Below are 25,598 nucleotides of genomic sequence, written 5' to 3' on the forward strand. Positions count from 1 at the left end.
TGAAGGGAGATCAAACATGGGAGTTGTTCATCATTCCGAGGTGCTGGTGATTGGCGGGGGGATCATCGGCGGTGCGATTGCCTATTACGCTTCAAAGTCGGGATTCGAGGTGACCGTTGTCGAAAAAGGGGAATTAGCATGTGGAACTTCTTCGAGATGTGACGGGAATATCCTCGCCATCGATAAAGACCCCGGATTTGACAGTCAAATGTCGTTGAAAAGCCAACAACTAGTGGAGGAATTAAACAAAGAGCTGGAAATGCCCTTTGAATATCGGGCGCCCGGGAGCATTTTGGTTTGTGAGACAGAGGAGGAAATGATCGCCGCCCAACAATGGGTTGCTCGCCAAAAGGAAGCGGGCTTACCTTTTCGTATGCTTGATCGGGGGGATCTCCGGCAAGAATCCTCCTATTTTGCAGAAAACTTGTACGGCGGATTGGAATGTGAAACGGATTCGACCGTCAATCCCTATCAGTTTACCTACGCCCTGTTTCACGAAGCAGGCAAGTACGGGGCGAAAATCCATGTCCATACGGAAGTGAAAGGGATTAAAAGGGAAAAGACGGGCCTATTTCGCATTTTCACCTCTCAAGGGGACTTTACAGCGAAAAAAGTGGTCAATGCGGCTGGTGTCTGGGCTCCGATGATCGGAAAGATGGTGGGGGTGGAGGTTTCGATCCAACCACGAAAGGGCCATATCCTTGTGGCTTCCAGGCAGGTTCCAGTCGGGTTGAGGAAGGTGATGGAGTTTGGTTACCTGATTTCAAAGTTTGGCGGACAACGCAAAGTGGATTCCGAGACGGAACGATGGGGAGTAGCCCTCGTATTTGAGCCCACGGAAAGCCAAAATTTTTTAATCGGCAGTAGCCGCCAGTTTGTCGGATTCGACACACGTGTGGATACTCATGTGATCCGCTGCATGGCCAAAAGAGCAGTCCGATTTTATCCCAAGATGGCGGATATGATGGTGATCCGTACCTATGCAGGCCTTCGGCCGTGGACGAAAGATCACCTCCCTATCGTTTCCCATGTGGATGAAGTGCCGGGCTTTTATATTGCTGCCGGGCATGAAGGGGACGGGATCAGTTTGGCAGCGATTACGGGAAAAGTGATGGACCAACTGCTCAGAGAAGAATCACAAACAGCCATCCCGATCGAACCGCTCCGATACGATCGGTTTAAAGAAAGGACGCATGTTTGATGAGAGCGAGTCGAATGTTTTCCACCGTTGACACCCATACGGGAGGAAACCCGACAAGAACGGTGATCAGCGGTCTGCCCTCATTGCAGGGAAGGACCATGTCCGAAAAAATGCTTCATATGAAAGAGGAGTACGATTGGATCCGAAAGTTGCTCATGTTTGAACCGAGGGGGCACGATGTGATGTCAGGCGCCCTCCTGGTTGAACCGTGTCACCCGGATGCTGATGTGGGTGTGATCTTCATTGAAACCGGCGGGTACTTACCCATGTGTGGGCACGATACGATTGGGTTTTGCACCGCGTTGATCGAAATGGGCATGGTCGAGGTTACGGAACCGATTACCACTTTAACGTTGGACACCCCTGCCGGTTTGGTGACGGCAACCATTCAAGTGGAAAACGGAAAAGCCAAAGAAGTCTCTTTTTGCAACGTACCGGCATTTTACAGCCAAAGCGTGCAGGTGGAGTTGGAGAAGGCGGAGATTCTTTCATGCGATATCGCTTACGGCGGCAATTTTTATGCCATTGTGGACGCGACAGCGTTGAATCTTGATCTGGTTCCTTCTAATTCCTCCAAGATCATCGATACAGCTGTACGCATCCGAAAAGCGATCAACCAAATAACGGATGTGGTTCATCCGGAGGCCCCTTTTATCAAAGGGTTAACCCACGTGGAATTTTTTACGGACCCGACTCATCCCCATGCGGATGTGAAAAACACCGTCGTTATACCTCCTGGGGGGATCGACCGTTCCCCATGTGGTACGGGAACCTCGGCAAAATTGGCCGTCCTGTATGCAAAAAAGCAGATTGGCCTCGGTGAGCCCTTTGTTCATGAAAGTATCGTGGGGACGTTGTTTAAAGGGAAAGTCCTCAAAGAAAAGGCGGTGGGAGGATTGCCTGCAATCGTCTCGGAAATAAGCGGCTCGGCATGGGTGATGGGGTTTCACCGGTTTTTCCACCATCCGGAGGACGAACTGGGAAGCGGCTATCTTCTCATCCCTCCCGCTGACGATCATGAATGAGGGGACGGCCCGTACCAAATGGATCGATTAAAACGAGAAGTGGGTGAAACCGATGCAATTCCAACGTCTTCTTACCACCATCGATGCCCATGCAGCGGGGGAGCCTCTCCGGTTGATTACAGGGGGATTCCAGGAGTTTAATAGGGATACCATCGATATCGCACGGAAATTACTCCTGATGGAACCACGGGGGCATCATGGTATGCGGGGGTGTGTTATCAAACAGGCAACAAGCGCGGATTCCGATTTCAGCGTTTGTTTCATCGATCATGAAGAGGTGCAGGACACGGATGTTCATGGTATCATCGCTATGGTTACCACCGTGCTTGAGACCGGGCTTTTTCCGGTCACAGGCGAAATCCCTCGGATCGTGATCGATAGTCCTATGGGGAAAATCGTTGCTCATGCTCGTTGCCGGGGAGTGGAAGTGGAATCCGTATCCTTTGAAAATGATGTCGCTTTTGTATGGGCATCAGATGTCCCCATAACTTTGGACCATCGCACCGTTACCGTGGACATCGCCTATGGAGGGGCCTTTTATGCGTTGGTGAAGGCACGGGACCTTGGGGTGAAGGTTGAAATCAATCAGTTACCATCACTTCAGGAGTGGGGCCGGCGAATCCGAGCGCAGATTGAAGACGAGATGACCATTCGCCATCCTTTGCAAAAAGAAACAAGCCGGATATGCGGAGTCGTGATTTCCGATGAGCCGCATGAGAAAGATGCCCATCTGTACAGTGTTACGATCCAATCCAACGGACAGGTTCTCCGTTCACCTGGGGAAGGGGGGACATGCGCTCTTTTGGCGACCTTGTTTCAAAGGGAGCGAATCAAGCAGGGAGAAAAGTTGATTCATGAGAGCATGATCGGCACCCAGTTGCAAGGGATGGTGTCCCGAACCCAACCCATCGCATCCTATCAAGGGGTGGTCCCCTGTATCAAAGGGCGGGCATTTATCACGGGGATGCACCAATTTGTCTTGGACCCGGATGACCCGTTATCGGAGGGGTTTCTGTTGGGTTAAAAAAAGTAGGTATAGAGACGAAATGTCTAAATATTAGAACATTATTTGGGTTGTCTTTTACACTTATTCTTCTATTTGTCTATCTTGTTAGTCAGATGGACAAGACGGACAACACAACAAAAGGGATGCCAGAACCGGTGTAAGGGGATCATTTTCGCCGGTATGCACTGGCATCCCTTTTGCTTTTATAGGAGAAGAGACGTATTCTCCAGGGAGGTGGAATAAAAGTCATTTGTTGGAAATTATATGATGCTGGAAATATTGCCGTTCCGAGTTGTTTACCTGTTTGATTCAGAATTTTCAAAATGAAATGGGATAAAGGGGGTTACCGTCCATGGGAGCCGAATCCGCGCAACCGATAAAGACAGCTTTACCGATATCCCACTTGGGGCGGGGCCGTCAAAACAGGATGAGGTGATCCAAGTGAATCGACAGAAGGCTACAAGGATTAAGGTGCTGTCTTTTTTACTGGCAATCGTTTTATGTTTGACCGTTTTGGGGGGGACCGTTTTCGCGGCACCAGCCCAAAAAGATTCTTTCTCCCGTCGCTCTGGTGCGAATCTCTCACCTCCCCCGGGGAAAACCACCCCGTGGCAAGACCGAGTGGCCGAGTATCCAAACCCGAAACAGGCGAAAGCTGTCGATCTCTCGGATAAACCGCCGCTTCCTGAAACTCGTTACAAGCCAAAAGCCCGTTCTACTAAAGGCAAACAATATCCGATGTCCTACCTGAAAACATTAAGTCATGACCAGTTGGTTGATCTTCTTGTCACCATTACGTGGAGGGATATTCCCGATCTGTTCCAATTCAATCGGGATTCGCGAGACTTTTACGGGAATGAAAAGCGTGTCCAGGCGTTAATTGATGCACTCCAACAGAGAGGGGGGCAGTATACGACCAAGGACGATAAAGGGATCCCTACGCTGGTGGAGGTATTGCGGTCAGGATTTTACCTGGGGTTTTACCATAACGAACTAGGATACTTGAATGAGCGGAGTTTTCATGACCGGTGCCTTCCCGCCTTGAGGGCCATCGCGCAAAACCCGTATTTTTCATTGGGGACAAAGGAGCAGGATCAAGTCGTTTACGCCTATGGGAAGCTGATCGGAAACGCATCCAGCGACGCTGACACGGTCAACAGGGCAACGGGAATCCTGACACAATACCGAATGCGTATGGATGAATATCTGCCGGAGAACTCAAAGGGTGACGCGGTTTACAGTCTAATGAGCGGGATCAACTATGATATCGAATCCTATATGTCGAGTACGGGCAAAACCCCAGAGGAAACCATGTGGTTTGGTAAAATCGACCCGTTCATCGGGGAAATAGGAAAATATGCGTTGTTAGGGAATCCGACCAAAGAAAACGTTTGGCTGATCAATAACGGGATCTACTTTGTCGGTTTGCTTGGGAAGCTGCACAGCCATTCAACGGAGGGGCTTCGGATCGTAACGGATGCGATTCACCGCTATCCTTATTTAACCGAGCCTTACTTCACAGCCCTCTTTCAGATTCGAAACAACTATGAAGGAAAAGACTATAACGGAAATACAGTTGATGTGGATAAAGCCAAAAAGGATGGCAAGGACTATTATTTGCCGGAAGTTTACACATTTGATAACGGCAAGTTCGTGATTCGTTCAGGGGAAAGAGTGACCCCGGAAAAGATTCAACGCTTATACTGGGCCGCGAAAGAAGTCAAAGCGCAGTTTCACCGTACCGTCGGGAACGATAAAGAGCTGGAATCCGGAAATGCGGACGAGATCATGAATGTCGTCCTTTACAATAATCCGAATGAGTATAAAATGAATCGCTTTCTCTATGAATACGATACCAATAACGGCGGCATCTACATTGAAAAAATCGGAACGTTCTTCACATACGAACGGACGCCCAAAGATAGTATCTTTAGCCTAGAAGAGTTATTCCGCCATGAATTTACCCACTACTTGCAGGGACGCTACCTTGTACCGGGGCTTTTCGGGGAAGGACCCTTTTATGAAAACGAGCGGATTACCTGGATGGATGAAGGAAATGCAGAGTTTTTAGCCGGCTCTACCCGCGTCGATAACATTCTCCCGAGAAAAACGGTGGTAAAACGGTTATCCTCCGATCCAGCCCAACGGTATACCGTTGCCCAAACCTTACACGCCAGATATGGAAGTTGGGATTTTTACAATTACGCCTTCGCTTTACAGTCCTATATGTACAATCATGACTTCAATATGCTCAAACGATTGGGCGGCTATGTGAAGGGCAATGATGTTTCCGGTTATGATCGATATATCGAGCAATTGAGCGGTGACACCAACCTTAACCGGAGCTACCAACGCTATATGCAATATCTCCTGGACAATCAGGATCAGTGGACAGTTCCCCGTGTTTCTGATGATTACTTAGTGTCACACCCTTATAAATCACGCTCCCAAGTGTATGCGCAAATCGCATCCGTTGCCCGCTTAAAAGAGATGACCACGACCGAACAACAGTCCCAATTCTTTCGAACGTTTACGGTCAAGGGGACTTATACGGGTTCCACTTCCCGTGGGGAGCTTCCGGATTGGGAGAAAATGAATCGCGAAGCCAATCAGATGTTGAAGAAATTGGAAGCCAACTCCTGGAGCGGGTATAAGACACTCACCAGCTATTTCACCAATTATCGGGTGGGCGCCAACCATCGCTATCAATTCGATATCACTTTCCATGGCATTCTCACCGATACTGCTCGGACATATCCTCGTGCTAACTAAACCCGATTCATAACGGCTCGTTTTCGGTCGGGCAGGGATAGAGAGACCATGTCCGCCATCATCATGAAAAGCGCCCAGGATATTGAGTTCTGGGCGTTTTTTACATGGAGTTGACGGTATTCACCCGTGAATAAACAGAAATAATGTTACGGTTTTGTTACATAGACATTAAATTATTGTTACGTTACGAATAACAGAATAGGAGGGTTTCAAACCCTCCAAAGAGAGAATGGGGGTTTTCGCTGGTGGAACAAAAGCCGTATACACTGGAGGAAGTCAAAGAGAGAACGTACAAGAAGAGAGATGCCTGGTGGACAGTGGTTCTTGTTGATCCGGTAGCCTCCCGTCTGGTGGTGCCGGTGGCGAATCACACCCGTATCACACCCAATCAGATTTCCGTGTTAGCCTTTTTGGTCGGGATATTTTCTGCTTATTTCTTCTATCTGGGAGATCCGACTTCGCTGGTGACGGGGGCGGTGCTGTATCACATCAGTTTTATCTTGGATTGCATGGATGGCAAGGTCGCCCGTCTGAAGGGGAACGGCTCCGTCTTTGGGATGTGGTTGGATTACATGCTGGATCGGGTGAGGGTGGTTATCACCAGTTTTGCGATGATGGCCGGTCAATACGTTCAAACTGGGGAAGCGATTTACTTCGTCCTCGCCTTTTTGATCGTTTTCCTCGACATGTTGCGATACATGGACGCCCTACAGCTTTACAAACTGCGGCGGGAAATGCGGAAGAAAATTAGGCAAGCAAAACGGGATGCCCGTCGAACCGTGGATGTAGAAGGAATCGAGGGATTTGAAGAAGGTGATGGGAAAGATCTTCAGAATACGTATGAAGGTGTGGAAGAAGGGGCTTCTCCGGTCAAGAGGAAAGTCGACTTGAACAACGCCTTCAAAAAACGCTTCGGCTGGTATCTTAAGCTTCGGGATTGGCTGGAAACGCGGCGCATCCGTCCCCACCTCTTCAGCGGTATCGAGTATCAGATGTTCATTTTCATCCTCGGCCCCTTGTCGGGAATGATTAAGGAGACCGTGGTTGCCAGTTCTGTCCTTCTGTTTATCTTTGAATTGGCCATCATCTATAAGATGTGGCTGTCCACACAGGATTTGAACCGGGAATTGGAGGAGTTGCGGCGGGAGGAGCCGATGCTCCCCTCGATCCATAAGGAGAAAGAGCTGCATCAACTGTAATACAAACAAGCGATTGCCATCAGGCAATCGCTTGTTTTTAGGAAGAGGTTCACAGGTTGCCGCCCATTTCCTTCAGCAGCTGTTCCGCTTCTTCAGCCCGGGTTTCATCGGTGATCACCGTGACAGAAAGATCTTCCGCTCCCCATTCGTCACTACCGTCCGCCATTCCGCTCTCTTTTTCATCGGCGGCTTGGAGGATTTCCGCTCCTTGCGTATCCGGAGAAAAGCCGGCAGGCCCCATCGTCTTGCCGAGGGTTTCCCCGATCATGATATCCATATTGCTGTTGACAGCAGTGAGGTCTGGGTTGAAGCGAGAGAGGGAAACCGTGTCGAATCCCTGTTCCTTCAGGCGTTGAACCGCTTGTTTGGCCCGCTGCTCCGAGCGAAAAAAAGCAAAGATGTTGCGTTCAGCCATGTTTCTGCCTCCTTCTTTGGATCGTCGTTCTCCTTTTATTGTGTCCTCCGAAGCAGTCAGATATCGAGAACGGCCAGATCATCCATCCTTTTTTTGAACGAACAGCCAACGGCCTGTCATAGTACGGGAAAACGGGTGGCGGTCATCGGCCGGAAGACGGCGTCGGTTGGTTCGTGGGATTTGTGGTGATCGATGGGCACCCCTATGTCTTTGTAGCCAACCTGGATGGTAGCGGGGCTCAAGCGAAGGAAATCACATTGAAAATCCTGCGTAAACGAGGCCTCCTTCCCTGTTTCAGCTAATCGTACGACAAGGAAAACGGCTGCAACCCCACGGAAAAGGGGTTGCAGCCGTTTCTGCGATTTTTTAGTCCTTTTTTACAACGCTGTGACCACCGAATTCATTGCGAAGGGCGGAGACTACTTTACCGTGGAAGGTGTCATCCTCCAAGGAACGGTAGCGCATCATTAGGGAGAGGGTGATAACCGGCGTGACAGCTTTCAGATCGAGAGCTGTCTGGGCCGTCCACAGGCCTTCACCGGAGGATTGCATGACACCGTGGATCCCGTCGAGTTTCGGGTCTTTAGCGAAAGCCGACTCCGTCAGTTCCATCAACCAACTGCGGATGACGGAGCCGTTGGACCAGACACGAGCCACCTTTTCATAGTCGAAGGTGAAGTCGCTTTTCTCCAGTACTTCGAAGCCTTCTGCGATCGCCTGCATCATGCCGTACTCGATTCCGTTATGGACCATCTTAAGGAAGTGGCCGCTGCCGCTCTCCCCAGCGTAGTGGTAGCCGTTTTCAACGGCCATGTCCCGGAAGATCGGTTCAAGTCGATGAAAGGTGTCAGCATCGCCACCGATCATGAAGCAGGCTCCTTCCCGGGCTCCAGAGGTGCCGCCGGAGGTCCCTACGTCCATGAAGTGGATGCCTTTTTCCTTCAGCTTTTTGCCGCGGGCGATGGAATCTTGGTAGTTGGAATTACCACCGTCAAGCAAGATATCTCCTTCCTGAAGAAGAGGAAGAAGCGTGTCGATCACTTGATCGGTGACTTCCCCAGCAGGGACCATCATCCAAATGGTACGGGGGGGTTCTAGGGAAGCCACCAATTCTTCGATACTGGATGTCGGTGTTGCCCCGGCCTCTTTCATTTTTTCCACGGCAGCCGGGGCAACATCATAAGCTGCCACCTCATGCTCATGGTCCAACAAATTCAGCACCAGGTTGGACCCCATTTTTCCCAATCCGATCATGCCCAGTTTCATTAGCTTGTACAACTCCTTTATACAGATAGTATGGATAATTGGTTCCAAGTCTAACATTCCGAGTAGAAGACCTGCATACCAGTACGATTTAAGGATATCGTTTACGTCGTTGAGCCGGGGTATCACACCGATTTGCCTCAGGGCGATGGCGGAGAAATTATACCACAACCGCTAGCCCCCTTCGAACAGTCACAAAAGGTGTTCGAGGGGGTGGGTCGGAAATTTGGATGATAGGAAAAGCGTAGAAAGGGTAATATAGAAATGGGAAAACAGATCAGGAAAGGGCTGATTTCATTGAGTTGGATCATCAGACTGCTGATCAACGGACTGGCCGTAGTCATTGCTGCCCAGGTCATTCCCCAGATTCATGTGACAGGATTCGGCACCGCGATTCTCGTGGCTTTGGTGTTGGGGGTTATCAATACCTTCATTCGTCCCATCCTGGTTTTTTTAACACTCCCGCTCTCTTTTCTTACGTTGGGGTTATTTATCTTTATCTTGAACGCTTTCTTGTTCTGGCTGACGGGTACCTTAACCCCCGGCTTTCAGGTAGAAGGATTTATGGGTGCTCTATTGGGTTCCATCCTGGTCAGTATCATTTCCTGGCTATTGAATGGGATTTGGAAGGGAATCCGGGATTAACCCTCTTAATAAAGGGCGGTGCGGTAGGCGCCGTCTTTTTTTTGGTAGGATAGGGATATAGGCACTCAACAGGAGCCGGAGGGTAAGGGGAGGTGTACGGGGTGGGAAAGCATCGACGGCAACAACTAAGGAAAATCAATAAAGTCCTTGGCGGCAAGGCACTCCTGCGTCCGGCACGGGAGGGGGAAAGGGGAATCCGAGTTCAAGGTCCGGAAGGAGAAGACAACATTACATGGGACGGCTCTCTTACCCCTCAGGAAGAAGCCCTGGTGCGGCTCCTGCTTCATGAAGAGCGCGAAGAGAGGCCCCCTTCCCCACTGAGGCTGCTGGAACAGTGGGTGAAGCTGACGGCAGAAGGAGAGGAGTCACCCTTGCCGGCTCCTGCGGAAGCCCTTTTTGGGGAAGGACGCCTCCCATGCTTGTTGATCCATCGGTCCGTGAAGACGGATCTGGAGGGAATTGTACAGAGCTACTTTGACCAGGAGGCCTGGATTCTCTCTCTTGGCAGTCGGGAACAGTTGGTACTGGTCCCTCCCAGGTTGCTCCAGGGAGAGGAAGGAGAGGAGGGGAATTCTCTGTGGAAAGAGGCGGCGGAAGGGTTGGTGGAAGCAGTCGCCTCAGAAGCCGGGGAAGAAGTGACCGCTGTTACCCACCCGCTGGTAAAGGCGGCCGGGGCGTTACCATCGGTGTTGGTTTCCCTTCGGGAAACTTACCGTATCGGTCGTCTTTTCTTTCCTGATCAGTCGGTTCATGCTGTTCTTGATCTCTCCGTCGAGCGGTTGTTGGCTGCTTTGGACATGGATAGGATCGACCGTTTCCTGGCGGAGGTGGCACGGCTTCCATTCTGGGAGGATCGAGAGCTTTCCCGTACGTTGGAGGTCTTTCTAGCCCAGAACCTGAACCTCAGTGAAACCGCTCGCCGTCTCTATATCCATCGCAATACCCTGATCTATCGGCTGGACCGGCTCAAACAGGAAACGGAGCTTGATCCCCGGCGGCTTGAGGATGCCTTTAAGATCCATCTCGCCCTCCTCCTTGCCCGACGTCGGTGTGTCTCGGATGAGGATTCTTCCTATTCCGCCGATTAGTTAACCCGCCCAAATTCACAACTCCCTTTTTGGTCCCTTTGGACATAGTCTCCCGTACCCCCTTTCGTTACAATGAAACTAACAAGGATGAAAGGGGTTTCATAACCATGGCGCAGGTGAAATTGGCTCATATTTATAAACGCTACAGCAGTGATGTGACAGCGGTTTCCGATTTTGATCTCGAGATCAAGGATAAGGAATTTCTGGTGTTGGTCGGTCCCTCAGGGTGCGGGAAATCCACTACCCTTCGCATGATCGCTGGCCTGGAGGAAATTTCTGAAGGGGAATTGTATATCGGGGATCGATTGGTAAATGACGTACCGCCCAAGGATCGGGACATCGCCATGGTATTTCAGAGTTATGCACTTTATCCCCATATGAATGTCTATCAGAACATGGCTTTCGGGCTGAAGCTGCGGAAGTTTAAAAAGGATGAAATCGACAAACGGGTTCGCGAAGCGGCTAAAATCCTTGACATTGAGCATCTGTTGGACCGGAAACCGAAAGCCCTCTCCGGAGGACAGCGTCAGCGCGTTGCTTTGGGTCGGGCGATTGTGCGTGAACCCCAGGTTTTTCTCATGGATGAACCCCTTTCCAACTTGGATGCCAAACTTCGGGTGCAGATGCGAACAGAAATATCAAAATTACATCAGCGGCTTGAAACAACGGTCATTTACGTGACCCATGATCAGACCGAAGCGATGACCATGGGGGATCGGATCGTCGTCATGAAGGACGGACTGATTCAGCAGGCCGCTACCCCGACAGAGATTTACCAGCATCCGGCCAATGTTTTTGTCGCCGGTTTTATCGGTTCTCCCTCGATGAACTTTGTCGATGGGCGTTTGGAAGAGGAGGGAGGAGAGGTTCATTTCAGGGGGACCGGCTTTGATGTCAGGTTACCGGAAGGACGGGCGAAATCCCTGCGGGAACGAGGCTTCGTAGGCAAGGAAGCTATATTTGGCATCCGCCCTGAGGATATCCACGACGAACCGCTCTTTCTGGAGTCTTCACCGGAAAGCCAAGTAACCGCTAAGGTTGAAGTGGCGGAAAACATGGGTTCCGAAATGTACCTCTACCTGTCCGGGGTCGCCGATAAGTGGGTAACCGCCCGGGTTAACGCCCGTTCCCAGTTAGCTGCCGGTACGAATGTAACCCTCGCTTTGGACATGAACAAAGTGCACATCTTTGACAAGGAGACCGAAGAAGCGGTATTCTAAACGTCAAACAAGGGCGGTTGGCTTGACGCCGGCCGCCTTTTTCCGTGTAAAGGAGGTTCGGGAATGGGCAAAAAGGTCACCGTCCAAGAGATCATGGAACAGTTCAACCTGGAGATTCTTGGGGAAGAACAGGGATTAAACCGGGAGGTGGTCACCAGCGACCTGTACCGACCTGGATTGGAGTTGGCTGGCTTTTTCACCTATTACCCGGTTGAACGGATACAGATGATGGGGCGTACCGAGCTTACCTTTATTTCGGGTCTGCCTTGGGAACAGCGGAGAGACCGGCTGGAACTACTGTGTCACAAGGATACTCCCTGTTTCTGTATCACCCGGGGGCAGGAAGTTCCCAAAGAGCTTCTCTCTGCCGCTGAGGCCAAAGGAATTCCGGTTCTTCGCACTTCCAGCGCAACCACCCGTTTTACCTCCAAAGTGACCAACTACTTGGAGAAACGACTTGCCCCGACGACGACGATGCACGGGGTACTGGTGGATATCTATGGAGTTGGGGTCCTGATCGCCGGGTCGAGTGGAATCGGCAAGAGCGAGACGGCCTTGGAACTGGTAAAACGGGGCCATCGTCTGGTAGCGGACGATGCCGTAGAAATTCGCCAATCAGAAGAGGGAGCGTTAGCGGGGCACGCACCGGAGCTTATCCGGTATCTCCTGGAGATTCGGGGACTGGGGATCATCAATGTGATGACCCTGTTCGGGGCAGGTGCAGTGCGGGAATATAAAAAAGTCTCCATGGTGGTTCGTCTGGAGGCCTGGCAGGAAAACCGGCAGTATGATCGACTCGGTCTGGATGAGGAACGGATCCGAATCATTGATACCGAGATCCCTATGCTTACGGTCCCGGTCCGCCCTGGCCGCAACTTGGCCGTGATCATCGAAGTAGCGGCAATGAATTTCCGCTTGAAGCGGATGGGTTATCACGCAGCCGAAAATTTCACCCAACGGCTGAACCAAAGCTTGTCTGATCCGGATGATCTGGATTGAACAGGGCCCTGCCATTCCGGCGGGGTTTTTTCGTAGATCCGGTAAATGAAGTGATTTTCCGGGGCAACTTCCCCTTGGGTAGCCGCGTTTCTTTTGGGGGAGAAGTAGGTTAAAATGGAATAAGACTTTTTGGGTACCAAAAGATATGAAGGAGGAAACCGTACGACATGCATATGGCGCAGGTGATCGATCCTGTGGCTGTTTCTCTGGGACCTCTGCAGATTCACTGGTACGGAATCATCATGGGTTCAGCAGCGCTGCTGGGTCTGTGGGTGGCAATCCTGGAAGGTAAACGGCACGGATTAAACAGCGAATTGTTTCTGGACATGATGATCTGGGTGATCCCCGCCGCGATTGTGGGGGCCCGGTTATACTATGTCGCTTTTGAATGGGATTACTATCTGATGAACCCCGGCGACATCTTTGCTGTATGGAAAGGCGGTTTGGCCATCCATGGCGGATTGATCGGTGCCTTGCTGGCCGGTGCAGTCTTTTTCAAAAAGCGGGATGTTTCCTTCCTGCAAATGGCCGATATCATTGCGCCTAGCATCATTCTCGGCCAGGCGATTGGCCGTTGGGGAAACTTTATGAACCAGGAAGCTCATGGGGGTGAAGTGAGCCGTTCCTTCCTCGAAGGATTGCACCTTCCCAATTGGATCATCGAGCAGATGAACATAGAGGGTGTCTATTATCATCCGACTTTTCTCTATGAATCCCTTTGGAATCTGGCGGGGTTCCTCCTGCTCCTGGGCCTTCGTAAATGGAATCCCCGCCGAGGAGAGATATTCTTTACCTATCTGATGTGGTATTCTCTTGGCCGTTTCTTTATTGAGGGATTACGGACGGATAGTCTTACCTTTGAAGGCCCCGCTTGGCTGGCCGACCTGATAAACGGGCTGTGGTCTCCGATGAGAGTTCTTTTTGAACCGGGGATGATGGCTGACGGGAATATTCGCATCGCTCAGTTGGTCAGCCTCGGGCTGGTACTGGCAGGCCTGACCTTGACCATTGTACGACGGGTGCGTGGACTGGCCAGAGACCCCTATCTTGCGAAGGAAGAGGTTACGGGATGAGTCAAATCGACTGACCAACATCATCCTGATGTTCCTCTTCCTAGCCGTCTATTACGCTGGGAACACCCTTCCCTCCTCGATATCGATGGGTTGCTGCCTGGGGTCGTCCGCTTAAAGGAGTGTACGTTGCCGGCGCTTCGTGGAAGGAGAGACAGTATGAAATTTGATACGATTTTGTTTGATCTCGATGGCACACTTCTGGATACTACTCCTCTTATTTTGGCATCTTTCCAACATACCTTGGATCGATTTTGCCCCGGTCAATATAGGGAGGAGGATGTGCTTGCCTGTTTGGGTGAACCGTTGCGTGATCAGATGAAGCGTTTCGGAGGAGAAGAACGAGCGGATGTGATGGTGGATACCTATCGTGAGCACAATATCAGCCATCACGACCAATTGGTGAACGCTTTCCCGGGTGTATTGGAAACGGTACGGCGTTTTCATCAAGAAGGCATCAGGCTGGGAGTGGTCTCCAACAAACAGCGGATCACCGTCGAGATGGGGTTGGCCCTTTGCGGATTGGCTTCCTTTATCGATGCAGTGGTCTGCCATGGGGACACGGAGAAGGCAAAACCGGATCCCGCTCCTCTCTACCTTGCCCTGAAACAGATGAACGGGTTACCAGAGCGTGCCTTGATGGTCGGGGACAGCCGTTACGATATTCTAGCGGCGAAGGGTGCCGGTATCGCCTCTGCCGGAGTGGCCTGGGCAGCTCATGGGTCTGAATCCCTCCGCCCGTATAAACCGGATTATATGCTGGAGGAGATACAGGATTTATACGGCATCCTGGGTTTTTCCCGTATAGGCGGGAACGTGTGATGAGAAGGACCGAGAGACATTCGGTTGCCGGGGGGAACTCCCTTTGGCAGATTTACCGGATCCTCCCCTTCAGCAAAGTGTTTAAAAACACCCTCGTCGCGGTTCTTGCCCGGTACATACCCCTATTTCCTCTGAAGAACTGGATGTACCGCCGGCTTCTGGGCATGGAGGTGGGGGAAGGGACGGCGATCGCTTTTTTCGTGGTGGTGGATCTCCTCTATCCAGAGCGGATCTGTATCGGTAGAAACACGATCATTGGATACAATACGACCATCCTTACCCATGAATACCTGATCAGTGAATACCGGATAGGAGATGTGCAGATCGGTGACGATGTGATGGTGGGAGCCAATACGACCATTTTACCTGGGGTTCGAATCGGAACCGGCGCCGTCGTCGGAGCTGGTTCTCTGGTTAACCGTGATATCCCAGCAGGCTCTTTTGCAGCAGGCAACCCCGTCCGGATTATCAGGGAAGGGCAAAAAACCGAACAGTGAAGAGCGCCCGCTTAGGCGGACGCTTTTTTTGTGGCTTTCTTTTCACAAACTTGTCGAATGATTGGTTGGACTTGTCAGTACCGGTTTCTTTACAATGAAATGGACTCATGTGTCAGTCAATCCATGCGAGGTGAAATCGAATTTATGCCGCGTTCACCTGAACAAAACCGTGAAATTAGGGAAAAGCGAATTCAACAAATCCTGGACGCGACCTTGTGTGTCTACCGGGAACGGGGATACCACGGGACCGAGATGGGAGCCATCGCCCGTCAGGCGGGGCTGGGCCGCGGATTGATCTACTATTACTTCAAGGATAAGCAGGATGTCTTTCTCACGTTGATTCGACAGACATTGGAGCTATGGAAAGTGGAAGTTGACCCTCTCCTCAATTCTGATCGACCGGTAGCGGAAAAGCTGGCCGAATACTTGCGGATGATTTGCTATGCTTCCCTGGAATATCCCGATATCTATCATCTCCATCAGTCGATTACTCGTGACATCAAAGTGCTGTTCCCTGAGCGAGAGAAAGAGGTGTACGGTTACTACGAAAACAATATGTTTCAACCCCTCCGCAACCAGTTCTTGATAGCGGCGGAATCCGGGGAGATCGGACTTTGTCCGGAGGTGGCTGAGAGGTTTTTTTTCAGTGTATTATTCGAAGCAGTAAGCCAGGATTACCCCAGGGCGCGGGATTCGGTAGAGGAAATGGTGAAAGCTGCTCTGTATGGGTTGGTTGGAAGCAAGAAAGGGAAGCCTGAATAACGGACTGTAAGCTCATGCGGGCTCATCGACCGAGAGGCCGTTTCTGTATGAAAAATCCCGAAAATAAATAGAGATTCGGACTGGCAAAGAACCCTAGTCCTTCTCAAGGGTGCTGGGGATTGACGTTGCCAACCAATGGATAGGAAACAGGAGGATATGGGGATGTGGTTACCGAAAACAGCAATTCGCCGTCCGGTATTTACAACTGTCGCAGTGATTATCATCCTGGTCATGGGTTTTGTCTCCTTGACCAATTTGCAAACCGACCTTTTGCCTGAAATTCAGCCCCCTGTCGGGGCTGTAGTCGCTTCGTACCCGGGTGCCGGTTCCAAGGAGGTTTTGGAGAAAGTGTCCAAGCCTTTGGAACGGAAGCTAGGTACCCTATCCGGCTTAAAGACGATCCAGAGCCAGTCCCGAGAAGGATCGGCGCTTATTCTGCTGGAGTTCGATTGGTCCCAGGATATCAATCAGGTTCAGAATGATGTGCTGTCTAGGATCAACCAGACACACCTTCCCTCGGATGTGGATACTCCCAATTTTCTTAAATTCGATCCCGCTACTTTTCCGATTATGCAGCTGTCGGTGAAGGTTGAGAATGGGAGCCGGGATGCTCTCCAGAATGACGTGGACGAGATCGTCCATTCGATTTCAAAATTACCGGGTGTCGCCAGTGCGGAGGATTCGGGGCTGGTGGGCCGACAGATACGGATCTCCCTCGACGGGGACAAGATAAAGAAGTACGGACTTACCCAGAAGGACGTCAAAGACCGGATCGAGTCTTCTAATGTGAGTCAGCCCGGGGGAATCGTGAAGGATGGGGATAACGATCTGACGGCACGAGTTGTCTCCGAGCTGACGAAAGTGAACGATCTCAAACGCTTGACCGTTTCAAGGCATCCATTGACGAGGCAGAAAATCACCCTGGATGAGGTAGCCGAGGTGAAGGTGGCCGATGCCAATCAGTCTGTGATTACTCGAACCAATGGAAAGCCTGGTGTCGGTATCAACGTATTTAAGCAGTCGGGGTCCAATACCGCCCAGGTGGCTTCCGAGGTTAGGGATGAGCTGAAGCGGTTGAACAAGGTGCTGGATAACGATACGCTGGTTATCTTTGACCAAGGAAAATATGTGGATCGATCCGTCTCGAACGTGGGCTCGACCATGGCCGGCGGTGCGCTGCTGGCTATGCTTGTTCTGTTTTTGTTCCTGCGTTCTTTTCGTAGTCCGCTCATTATCGGTATTGCGATCCCCTTGTCTGTGATCTTCACTTTTGTTCTGATGTACCTCTCCGATTTCAGCCTAAATATTATGACCTTAGGGGGGCTGGCTCTCGGGATCGGGATGCTGGTGGACAACGCCATTGTCGTCATCGAAAATATCTACCGTCATCGACAGATGGGTAAAGCACCCAAGGAGGCTTCAGTAGCAGGAGCTGGTGAAGTAGCGGCGGCAGTCACCGCCTCCACCCTAACGACAGTCTTTGTCTTCGTTCCCGTCATTTTCGTTCAGGGAATCGTGGGCCAGTTGTTCAAGGAGTTCGCCTTTACCGTTTCTTTCAGTCTGCTGGCTTCCTTGCTTGTCTCCCTGACGGTGGTACCGGTCTTATCCGCCGCAATTATGAAAAAACCGTGGAAGGGGTGGAACCGACAACAAAAGGAAAACGGGGTGTATCGTTCTTTCCGTAACGGGTTGAGCTGGGCTCTTTCTCATCGTAAAACGGTACTAGCTTCCGCCTTTCTTTTATTCCTCATTGGCGGAGTGGGGGTGTGGAAAGTAGGAACGGAATTTCTCCCCGCCTCGGATGAAGGGGTCTTTACCGTTGAAGTGAAGATGCCTTCAGGTACCGGATTGGAGAAGACAAAGGCGGTTTCTAAAAAAGTGGAAGAGATCCTCAACGAAGAAAAGGACATCGCCAACTACCAGGCTACGATCGGAGAGGGAGAAAACGAAAACGCCATTTCAGGAAGAAGCGCCCGCAATATTTCCCGCATTTACGTCAATGCAGTGGAGTCAGGGGAACGGAGCCTAACCACCCGTTCGCTCATCAATCGTCTTCGACCACGGTTGGCGGAAGCCGCTCCTGAGGCTGAAGTAACCCTTAAGGAACAATCCTCTTTTCAGACAACAGGAACTCCTGGGACGTTGGAGTTTACCCTTAGCGGATCCAAAGAACAGATGGATCGTTACGCAGCTTCCGTAACCAATCAGCTCAAAGAAATGGACCATGTCCGGGAAGTAACCAACTCGCGCGAGGAGACCAAGCCTGAGCTGCAAGTAGAGGTGGATCGGAAAAAGGCGGAGAATAAGGGGGTGATCCCCGCTCAGATCGTGGAGGCTGTCTCCAATGCGACCCGGGGGGAGACAGTGACCCGAATCGACCTGGAGAAGGGGCCTGTGCTCGATGTGGACCTCAGCTTCGATCCAACCTATCGCCAGTCTCCTGAAAAGCTGAAGGATTTGCCGATTCCCGCTGGAGGTGACGGCAGGACGGTCTCCCTCGGGACGGTTGCAAAGGTGAAGAAGGGAGAGGGGCCGATCACCATCAATCGGAGCAACCTTCAGGACAGCATCGAGTACCAAGTCCAATTTGACGGTACGGATCTGGGGAGAATGGAGAAAGCGACGGAAGAAAGGTTGGCGGAACTTCTGCCGGCAGGTATGGATGTGAAATTCACTGGTTCGGCGGAACTCTTCAATGATGCAGTCGATGACTTGCTCCTTGCTGTGGGCTTAGCTGTACTATTCGTCTTCCTCGTCTTGTCGGCCCAGTTTGAATCCTTTAGGACCCCCTTTGTCATTATCCTCACCTTGCCGTTGATGGTAATAGGAGTGGGAGTCTCCCTTTGGTTAACCAAAACCCCTGTCGGGGTGACCGCCCTTATCGGGGTAATCGTGTTGGCAGGGATTGTCGTCAACAACGCGATTGTACTGGTGGACTTCATCAACCAGTTAAAGGATCGAGGGTATTCAAGTTATGAGGCGATCCTGGAGTCGGGAACTGCCCGCCTTCGTCCGATTATGATGACGGCCCTAACCACGATCCTTGGCCTGATTCCCCTGTCTTTTGGTTTTGGAGAGGGGACCGAGATCCAACAGCCGTTGGCCGTTACGGTTATCGGTGGCCTGTTGTCAAGCACCCTGCTCACTCTATTCGTGATTCCTGTCGTTTACACACTGTTCGACCCCGAGTTACGGCGTAAACGGAAAATCGGATAAACCTACAAACCCTGGTTAGCCGGGGTTTTTTGATCCGGTAGAGAGAATCAACTGGACAATCATAGAACGGCCCGATTAAGATGTAGACAATGGTCCAACATACGGGAGAAACAGTGGCGGAATCATAAAATTCAGGGTGATTCTTTTGAAGATGGTGGAGCATTACATCGAATTGCGACTTTATTACCGGGAAATCGAAACGCATGAACCGCTGTATGTCAGTTTGGCAGAGTTATCTGACGTCCTATACTCCTCTACGCGCAATGTTAAACGGCATTTGAAGCATATGGAGGAGGAAGGTTTGATCGAATGGCGGTCAGGTGGTGGCAGGGGGAAGCGATCCGCATTAGTGTTCAAAAAGCCCCTTGAGGAGGTTTTTCCCCCTTACTTCCGCGAGTTTTTGCAACAGGGGAAGTATAAAGAAGCCATCCGTTCCATCAAAAGGGATGGGGTCCCCGCAGGGATCCGCAAATCCTGCTATAACGAGATGATGAAAGAATTGAGTATGCCTGTGATGGCCCTGGGAACGGCAGAGCGGGACAACAACCGCACTTATTCGGAAAAACTGGCATCAAAAGGATTGACACCCGCCGTGGTTTCAACAGAGACGGGCAAATGGATGATTGTCGATGAAGAACAGAGCGATCCGAGGAAAAAAGGAACAGAAGAAGACAAATGATGGATGAAGATATAAACAGGATGAACAAAAGCCCTGCGGAAGCAGGGCTTTATCCTATATTAAAGAGTGCAATAAGGGCTGATTCACCGATCCAGTCCAACGGCATCGGCTATCGATGCCAAACCATCTTTCTCCATCAGTTTCAGGAGTTCTAAGTTAATGTCCCGAGCGATGGAGGGGCCACGGTAGATCATACCGGTGTAAACCTGGATTAATGAGGCTCCGGCCCGAATTTTCTCATAGGCGTCTGCTCCGTTGAAAACGCCGCCGACACCGATTAGTGGGATTTTCCCTTCGCTGACCAGACGCAGGTGACGGATGATCTCCGTCGATAGTGGAGCGAGGGGACGGCCTGATAAACCGCCTTTCTCTACATGAAGAGGATTTTTTAACCCTTTTCGAGAGAGGGTGGTGTTGGTGGCGATCACACCATCGATCCCTTTTTCCAATCCAATCAGGACAGCTTCTGTGAGCTGTTCTTTCGTTAGGTCGGGTGCCACCTTCAAAAAGACAGGACGGACTTCACCGGTTTGTTCCCTCAGGTGGCGGCGCTCCCCGAGCACCTCTCCCAGCAATCGCTTTAAGGATTCGGCATGTTGCAAGTCCCGTAGGTTGGGAGTGTTGGGGGAGCTGATATTGATCACGAAATAATCGCCTTGTCTGTACAAGGAGGATAGCCCTTTTCGATAGTCTGAGGCTGCTTCCTCCTGGGGAGTATCCTTGTTTTTACCCAGGTTGATTCCGATCGGGACGGCAGGGCGGGGAAGTTCCTGGAAATGTAGCGCTGCCTGGCGGACGCCGTCATTGTTAAAACCCATTCGATTGATTACCGCTTCATCCTCCGGAAGACGGAAGAGACGGGGTTTGGGATTCCCCGGTTGGGGACGAGGTGTCAAAGTTCCCACCTCGACAAATCCGAAGCCGAGTGCCGCACAAGCGGGGTACACTTGGGCATGTTTGTCGAAACCGGCTGCTAACCCGACTGGATTAGGGAAAGTTAGTCCTCCTAATTTAACATTGAGGCGAGGATCGCGTACCACCATTTTTCGCTCCAGAGAGGAAAGGGTGCCGGGGATGCGCTGAACCCGCATCAGATTTTTGATCGTCCATTCATGAGCTTGTTCGGGATCCATCCGAAACAGCATGTTTTTAACAAAAGGATACACGTTGGATATGTCCTTTCCGCAAAGGGGATTCTTCCTCGTAGGATACCACAAATCCAGAAGGATGACCGCCAAGTGATTCGATCTCCGTTTAAAAGACGGAAACGGTGGGAGGAAAGTTGCAGGGAATACCCGGGTTTTCTGTTGAAACAGGATGTTTCCGAATCCCTTCGTGTTCGGAGCGAAGCCCAGGTATAATGGTACGAGAGAAATGGAGGGATTCATGTGATCCTGCCCTTTGCGACAAAAAACGAGGGAAAATTAAAGGAAGCCGAACAAGTGCTTATGCCCTGCGGGATCCAGGTCACCCCACTTTCCCTGGAACTGGCTGAACCTGATTCCGGAAGTATCGAAGAGGTGGCCCGAGAGAAGATGCGTCAGGTAATGGAGATGGGTTACCGCCGAGCGATGGTGGATGATGCAGGCATTTTTTTTGCCGCTTATCAGCAATTTCCGGGCATCCTGACCAAACGGATTTTTGAACGGATCGGTTACAAAGGGATTATGAAATTATTGGAAGGGGAGACGCGCAAGGTTTGGTTTGAAGGGGCCGTAGGTGTGTTGTGGGACGGAGAGTCAGCCATTTTTTCCGCCCGGACCTCCGGGAGGCTTTTGAAGATGAACCCCTCCGATATCCAGCCGGAACCGGGTTTCCCCTTTAATCCGCTCTTCGTCCCAGACGGGGAGACCCGGACTTTTGCCGAAATGAAGCCGGAAGAACGGGAAGCCTATTCTTACCGAGGTCGTGCTTTGAAGAAGGCTGTCCACTGGTTGCGAGGGTTACAAGCTGATTGACGCTTAAGAGGCGGCAGTGTTACACTACTAGGAAAAACCGACGAGTCTTTATCGCGTTAGCAAGATAAAGAAAGGTGAATAGGAGTGGAACCGGATGGCCAAGCCGCGTGAATTTGAGAAACCGACAGGTGTCCGTGACTTTCCACCGGATGTTACCGCCAAAAAACGGTGGGTGGAAGAGCGGGTGCAGGCATGTTTTTCGCAGTGGGGATATCGGGAAGTGATTACTCCCACCTTGGAATACTTCGAAACGGTAGGCGGAGCGAGCGCCATCGCCGAGCATAAATTGTTTAAGTTGCTGGATAAACAGGGACAGACGTTGGTGTTGCGGCCGGATTTAACAGCCCCGATTGCCCGTGCTGTCGCCTCGACCATGAGGGAAGAGCCTTTGCCTCTGCGCCTCTGCTACCATGCCAATGTTTTTCGTGCCCAGGAACGAGAAGCGGGGCGATTTGCTGAGTTTTACCAGTCAGGTGTGGAACTGGTCGGGGGCGATTCGCCGGAGGCGGATGCAGAAGTGGTCACTCTAGCTGTGGAATCCCTTCAGGATTTGGAGATTTCCCCGATTCAGTTGACGGTAGGGCACATTGGACTCCTGGATGCTCTGCTCCTGGAATTAACCGAAGATGCCGAGATTGTGGAAGGGTTGAAGGAAAGCCTCGGCGCCCGTGATATCGTGAAGTATCGCAATCGAGTGAAAGAACTGGATGTAAGCTCGGAGCAAGAGGAGAAGCTTCTCTCCATCCTCGGTGTTCGTGGCGGACGTGAGGTTTTGAAGCAGTTGCGGGAAACGACCGCTTGCGGCCGGGCCCAGGAAATCATCGATCATCTGGATGGGATTTGGGAAACCTGGGAGGACTGGAAGGTTGCTGGCTATGTTATTCTGGACCTGACCTTGGTCGGCAGTCTGGACTACTATACCGGGATTTACTTCGAAGGATACGGGGCACAGGGCCATTATCTGCTCTCTGGAGGTCGTTATGACCAGTTGTTGGAGCAATTCGCCCGATCCCATCCGGCCCGTGGTTTTGCACTGAAGACGGATCGCCTTATTATGGCCAGTCCGGGAAGCGGGGATCGACCAGAACCGATTCTGTTGGTTTACCCCCGACGGCTGCGAGCCCGTGCCTTCCGGGAAGCGGGTCGGCTTCGGGCGAATGGGCAGCCCGTAACCCTTCATTTAGAGGAAGATCAAGCACTTCCAGTGCCTGATCGTGGCCGAGTGATCCGTGTGGGGGAGGGGTACGATGGTTGAAAGACAGGAATTGATCGTTGCGATGCCCAAAGGGCGGATCTTCGGGGAGGCTTTAGAGCTTCTGCGAAAGGCCGGACTGGATATGCCGCAGGATCTGACCGAGGACTCCCGCAAACTGACGGTGACCGTCCCTCGGGAAAAACTCTCTTTTCTCCTGGTGAAACCTGTCGATGTGCCCACCTATGTAGAGCACGGGGTGGCCGATCTGGGTGTAGTTGGAAAAGACGTATTGATGGAGGAAGAACGAGATGTTCACGAACTTCTCGATCTGGAGATCAGTCCTTGCCGGGTGTCTGTGGCGGGGCTGCCGGACTGGAAGCCAGTCCTTAACCCCAAGGTAGCCAGCAAATACCCCCGGATTGCCGATCAATACTTCCGGGAGCAGGGACAACAGGTAGAAGTAATCCGGCTCAATGGGTCTGTTGAACTGGCTCCTCTAATCGGCCTGGCCGACCGGATTGTCGATATCGTTTCCACGGGTCGCACATTGAAAGAGAATGGGCTTGTTGAGCTGGAGGAGATCGCCTCCGTGACCTCCCGCTTGATTGCCAACCGTTCTAGCTACCGATTGAAAAGCAGGGCGGTCGACGAATTGTATGAACGTCTCGGCAAGGTGGTCGAACAGGGGAGAGTGGGAGTATGATCGCGATCGTTAAACCGGAAGAGCTGTCCATTCGCCGGGATGAAGAAGCGGCCAGTTCAAAGGAAGAACAGGCTGTTCGGGATATCATTGCCAGGGTCAGGCAAGTGGGGGACACCGCTCTGCGGGATCTCACGGTTCGCTTTGACCAGGTGGAACTGGCCTCCTTTGAGGTAGGGGAAGCAGAGTTTTCTCAAGCCAGCACACAGATCTCGGAGGAATTTCTAGAAGCCCTTACCGAGGCGGCGGGAAGGATTCGCCGCTACCATGAACGACAAAGGCAAAACTCCTGGATTGAAGCGGAGGAGGACGGTAGCGTTCTGGGCCAGTTGGCTCGTCCGCTGGGACGTGTCGGCCTCTATATCCCCGGTGGCCGGGCAGTTTATCCCTCGACGGTACTGATGACCGCAATTCCGGCGGCTGTCGCCGGAGTGGAAGAAATCGTCATGGTAACCCCTCCTCGTTCCGATGGAACGGTGCCAGCTCCTACCCTGGCGGCTGCTCACGCAGCCGGTGTCACCCGTGTTTTCAAGCTGGGAGGCGCCCAAGCTGTCGCAGCCCTGGCCTATGGGACGGAGAGTGTTCCCCGTGTGGACAAGATTGTCGGACCGGGTAACGCTTATGTCGCTTGTGCCAAACGGTTGGTATATGGCCAGGTGGATATCGACTCGATTGCCGGGCCCAGTGAGATCGTGGTGGTAGCGGATGAATCCGCCGACCCTGTCTTTGTAGCGGCGGATCTCCTTTCCCAGGCGGAGCACGATCCGATGGCGTCCGCGGTCCTGATCACCTCTTCCCGAGAATTGGCTGCATCAGTGACCCGGGAGTTGGAATCCCAGTGTGAGCGTCTCGAACGGAAACAGATTGCTGCTGCTTCCCTAAGGGATCATGGGGCGATTTGCTTGACCGACACACTTGATGAGGCCGTGGAAATCGCCAACCGCCTGGCCCCCGAACATTTGGAGTTGATGGTCCGGTCTCCCTGGGATTGGGTCGGGCGGGTAAAAAATGCCGGTGCTCTGTTCCTGGGACCTTGGAGTCCTGAACCGGTCGGGGATTATTTTGCCGGCCCCAATCACGTCCTACCTACCAATGGGACCGCCCGTTTCTTCTCCCCGCTTTCCGTGGACGATTTTACGAAGAAAACCAGTCTAATCGCCTATAGTCGAGAAGCTCTCTTCCGAGACGGCAAATCAGTCATCACCCTGGCTGAGGCGGAAGGGTTGACCGCCCACGCGGCATCCATCCAGGCGCGTATGGAGAAAGGGGAAAACCATGAGTAAGCGCATGGCATCCATCCAACGAAAAACGAAGGAAACCCAAATTGAGTTGACCGTCAATCTGGACGGTAGCGGAAAGACGGAGTTTTCCACCGGCGTTCCTTTTCTGGAGCACATGATGGACTTGTTCGCGAAGCATGGACTCTTTGACCTGAAGATAACGGCTCGGGGAGACAACGAAGTCGACGATCATCATACAGCGGAGGATATCGCCATCTGCTTAGGCTCTGCGATCCGGGAAGCCTTGGGCGATAAAACAGGAATTCGTCGTTATGGACAGGCCTGGGTGCCGATGGACGAATCCCTCGGCCAGGTCATCCTGGACTTGTCCAATCGGCCTCATCTGGAGTTTCGAGCGGATTTCCCGAGCCAACGGGTCGGTGCTTTCGATACCGAACTTGTACATGAATTCTTCTGGAAACTAGCATTGGAAGCACGCATGAATCTACACGTGATCCTTCATTATGGCCGTAACACCCACCACATGATCGAGTCTCTGTTCAAAGCTCTGGGACGGGCCCTCGATGAAGCGGTCCAAGTGGATCCCCGGGTCACATCCGTTCCTTCTTCCAAGGGGGTGCTTTAA

The 25,598-nt window shown here is 51.8% G+C and carries 24 protein-coding genes; 21 read left to right on the top strand and 3 right to left on the bottom strand.

Translation table 11 applies throughout. From position 1 onward, the window contains the following. Positions 1-16: 16 nt before the first annotated feature. The 5 genes from ACFOUO_RS11630 to ACFOUO_RS11650 all read left to right on the top strand — a co-directional run bounded on the left by ACFOUO_RS11630 (position 17) and on the right by ACFOUO_RS11650 (position 7,203). Positions 17-1,201, top strand: coding sequence for an NAD(P)/FAD-dependent oxidoreductase (locus ACFOUO_RS11630; RefSeq protein ID WP_380705283.1), 1,185 nt, complete (start codon positions 17-19; stop codon positions 1,199-1,201). After that, positions 1,201-2,226, top strand: a complete 1,026-nt coding sequence (locus tag ACFOUO_RS11635) for a proline racemase family protein (protein ID WP_380705284.1) — start codon at positions 1,201-1,203, stop codon at positions 2,224-2,226. The genes ACFOUO_RS11630 and ACFOUO_RS11635 overlap by 1 nt, the downstream gene beginning before the upstream one ends. 52 nt (positions 2,227-2,278) lie before the next feature. After that, entirely contained in the window at positions 2,279-3,250 is a 972-nt protein-coding gene (locus ACFOUO_RS11640; RefSeq protein WP_380705285.1) for a proline racemase family protein, read from the top strand. A 423-nt stretch (positions 3,251-3,673) separates the two neighbouring features. After that, positions 3,674-6,004 (top strand): collagenase, encoded by a 2,331-nt coding sequence (locus ACFOUO_RS11645; RefSeq protein ID WP_380705286.1) that lies wholly within the window; start codon positions 3,674-3,676, stop codon positions 6,002-6,004. A 245-nt stretch (positions 6,005-6,249) separates the two neighbouring features. After that, the gene (locus tag ACFOUO_RS11650; protein ID WP_380705287.1) at positions 6,250-7,203 is read left to right on the top strand and encodes a CDP-alcohol phosphatidyltransferase family protein; all 954 of its coding nucleotides are present in this window, start codon (positions 6,250-6,252) and stop codon (positions 7,201-7,203) included. Positions 7,204-7,252: 49 nt separating this feature from the next. On the opposite strand, the gene ACFOUO_RS11655 is transcribed toward ACFOUO_RS11650, so the two are convergent. Continuing rightward, a complete protein-coding gene (locus ACFOUO_RS11655) occupies positions 7,253-7,618 on the bottom strand; it encodes a hypothetical protein (protein ID WP_380705288.1) in 366 nt (121 codons plus the stop codon). Between the two features lie 173 nt (positions 7,619-7,791). Between ACFOUO_RS11655 and ACFOUO_RS11660 the strand changes: the two genes are divergently transcribed. Then, positions 7,792-7,920, top strand: a complete 129-nt coding sequence (locus ACFOUO_RS11660) for a hypothetical protein (RefSeq protein ID WP_380705289.1) — start codon at positions 7,792-7,794, stop codon at positions 7,918-7,920. A gap of 64 nt (positions 7,921-7,984) precedes the next feature. Here ACFOUO_RS11660 and gnd read toward each other — a convergent pair whose 3' ends face one another. Further along, positions 7,985-8,884: a phosphogluconate dehydrogenase (NAD(+)-dependent, decarboxylating) gene (gnd, locus tag ACFOUO_RS11665; RefSeq protein ID WP_380705566.1), complete on the bottom strand. Its 900-nt coding sequence runs from the start codon at positions 8,882-8,884 to the stop codon at positions 7,985-7,987. Positions 8,885-9,145: 261 nt separating this feature from the next. Here gnd and ACFOUO_RS11670 point away from each other — a divergent pair, with 261 nt between their 5' ends. The 10 genes from ACFOUO_RS11670 (at position 9,146) to ACFOUO_RS11715 (ending at position 19,879) form a co-directional block, all read left to right on the top strand. Beyond that, positions 9,146-9,526, top strand: coding sequence for a phage holin family protein (locus ACFOUO_RS11670; RefSeq protein WP_380705290.1), 381 nt, complete (start codon positions 9,146-9,148; stop codon positions 9,524-9,526). 101 nt (positions 9,527-9,627) lie between these two features. Further along, positions 9,628-10,614, top strand: a complete 987-nt coding sequence (locus ACFOUO_RS11675; protein WP_380705291.1) for a PucR family transcriptional regulator — start codon at positions 9,628-9,630, stop codon at positions 10,612-10,614. Positions 10,615-10,721: 107 nt separating this feature from the next. Next, positions 10,722-11,834, top strand: coding sequence for an ABC transporter ATP-binding protein (locus ACFOUO_RS11680; protein WP_380705292.1), 1,113 nt, complete (start codon positions 10,722-10,724; stop codon positions 11,832-11,834). Positions 11,835-11,897: 63 nt separating this feature from the next. Further along, entirely contained in the window at positions 11,898-12,833 is a 936-nt protein-coding gene (hprK, locus tag ACFOUO_RS11685) for an HPr(Ser) kinase/phosphatase (RefSeq protein ID WP_380705293.1), read from the top strand. A 167-nt stretch (positions 12,834-13,000) separates the two neighbouring features. Further along, positions 13,001-13,906 carry a prolipoprotein diacylglyceryl transferase gene (lgt, locus tag ACFOUO_RS11690; RefSeq protein ID WP_380705294.1) on the top strand — a complete coding sequence of 302 codons (906 nt, stop codon included), beginning with the start codon at positions 13,001-13,003 and terminating at the stop codon, positions 13,904-13,906. 156 nt (positions 13,907-14,062) lie between these two features. Then, positions 14,063-14,725, top strand: a complete 663-nt coding sequence (gene ppaX, locus ACFOUO_RS11695; RefSeq protein ID WP_380705295.1) for a pyrophosphatase PpaX — start codon at positions 14,063-14,065, stop codon at positions 14,723-14,725. Beyond that, positions 14,725-15,222 carry an acyltransferase gene (locus ACFOUO_RS11700; protein WP_380705296.1) on the top strand — a complete coding sequence of 166 codons (498 nt, stop codon included), beginning with the start codon at positions 14,725-14,727 and terminating at the stop codon, positions 15,220-15,222. The genes ppaX and ACFOUO_RS11700 overlap by 1 nt, the downstream gene beginning before the upstream one ends. A 144-nt stretch (positions 15,223-15,366) precedes the next feature. After that, complete coding sequence (locus ACFOUO_RS11705) at positions 15,367-15,984, top strand: TetR/AcrR family transcriptional regulator (protein WP_380705297.1); 618 nt, start codon at positions 15,367-15,369, stop codon at positions 15,982-15,984. A gap of 162 nt (positions 15,985-16,146) precedes the next feature. Then, positions 16,147-19,200: an efflux RND transporter permease subunit gene (locus ACFOUO_RS11710; protein ID WP_380705298.1), complete on the top strand. Its 3,054-nt coding sequence runs from the start codon at positions 16,147-16,149 to the stop codon at positions 19,198-19,200. 151 nt (positions 19,201-19,351) lie between these two features. Beyond that, complete coding sequence (locus ACFOUO_RS11715; RefSeq protein WP_380705567.1) at positions 19,352-19,879, top strand: SgrR family transcriptional regulator; 528 nt, start codon at positions 19,352-19,354, stop codon at positions 19,877-19,879. 83 nt (positions 19,880-19,962) lie between these two features. Here the strand turns inward: ACFOUO_RS11715 and ACFOUO_RS11720 are convergent, their stop codons facing one another. Beyond that, positions 19,963-21,045 (bottom strand): quinone-dependent dihydroorotate dehydrogenase, encoded by a 1,083-nt coding sequence (locus ACFOUO_RS11720; protein ID WP_380705300.1) that lies wholly within the window; start codon positions 21,043-21,045, stop codon positions 19,963-19,965. Between the two features lie 222 nt (positions 21,046-21,267). Here ACFOUO_RS11720 and ACFOUO_RS11725 point away from each other — a divergent pair, with 222 nt between their 5' ends. The 5 genes from ACFOUO_RS11725 to hisB all read left to right on the top strand — a co-directional run bounded on the left by ACFOUO_RS11725 (position 21,268) and on the right by hisB (position 25,598). Beyond that, entirely contained in the window at positions 21,268-21,837 is a 570-nt protein-coding gene (locus tag ACFOUO_RS11725; protein WP_380705301.1) for a non-canonical purine NTP pyrophosphatase, read from the top strand. Between the two features lie 94 nt (positions 21,838-21,931). Then, positions 21,932-23,092: an ATP phosphoribosyltransferase regulatory subunit gene (gene hisZ / locus ACFOUO_RS11730; protein WP_380705302.1), complete on the top strand. Its 1,161-nt coding sequence runs from the start codon at positions 21,932-21,934 to the stop codon at positions 23,090-23,092. Then, a complete protein-coding gene (gene hisG / locus ACFOUO_RS11735; RefSeq protein ID WP_380705303.1) occupies positions 23,085-23,735 on the top strand; it encodes an ATP phosphoribosyltransferase in 651 nt (216 codons plus the stop codon). Before hisZ ends, hisG begins: the two co-directional genes overlap by 8 nt. Continuing rightward, positions 23,732-25,015, top strand: coding sequence for a histidinol dehydrogenase (gene hisD, locus ACFOUO_RS11740; protein WP_380705304.1), 1,284 nt, complete (start codon positions 23,732-23,734; stop codon positions 25,013-25,015). Before hisG ends, hisD begins: the two co-directional genes overlap by 4 nt. After that, positions 25,008-25,598: an imidazoleglycerol-phosphate dehydratase HisB gene (gene hisB / locus ACFOUO_RS11745; RefSeq protein WP_380705305.1), complete on the top strand. Its 591-nt coding sequence runs from the start codon at positions 25,008-25,010 to the stop codon at positions 25,596-25,598. Before hisD ends, hisB begins: the two co-directional genes overlap by 8 nt.

Source organism: Salinithrix halophila (assembly GCF_042650125.1).
In the GTDB taxonomy this organism is placed as follows: Bacteria; Bacillota; Bacilli; order Thermoactinomycetales; family DSM-45169; genus Salinithrix; species Salinithrix halophila.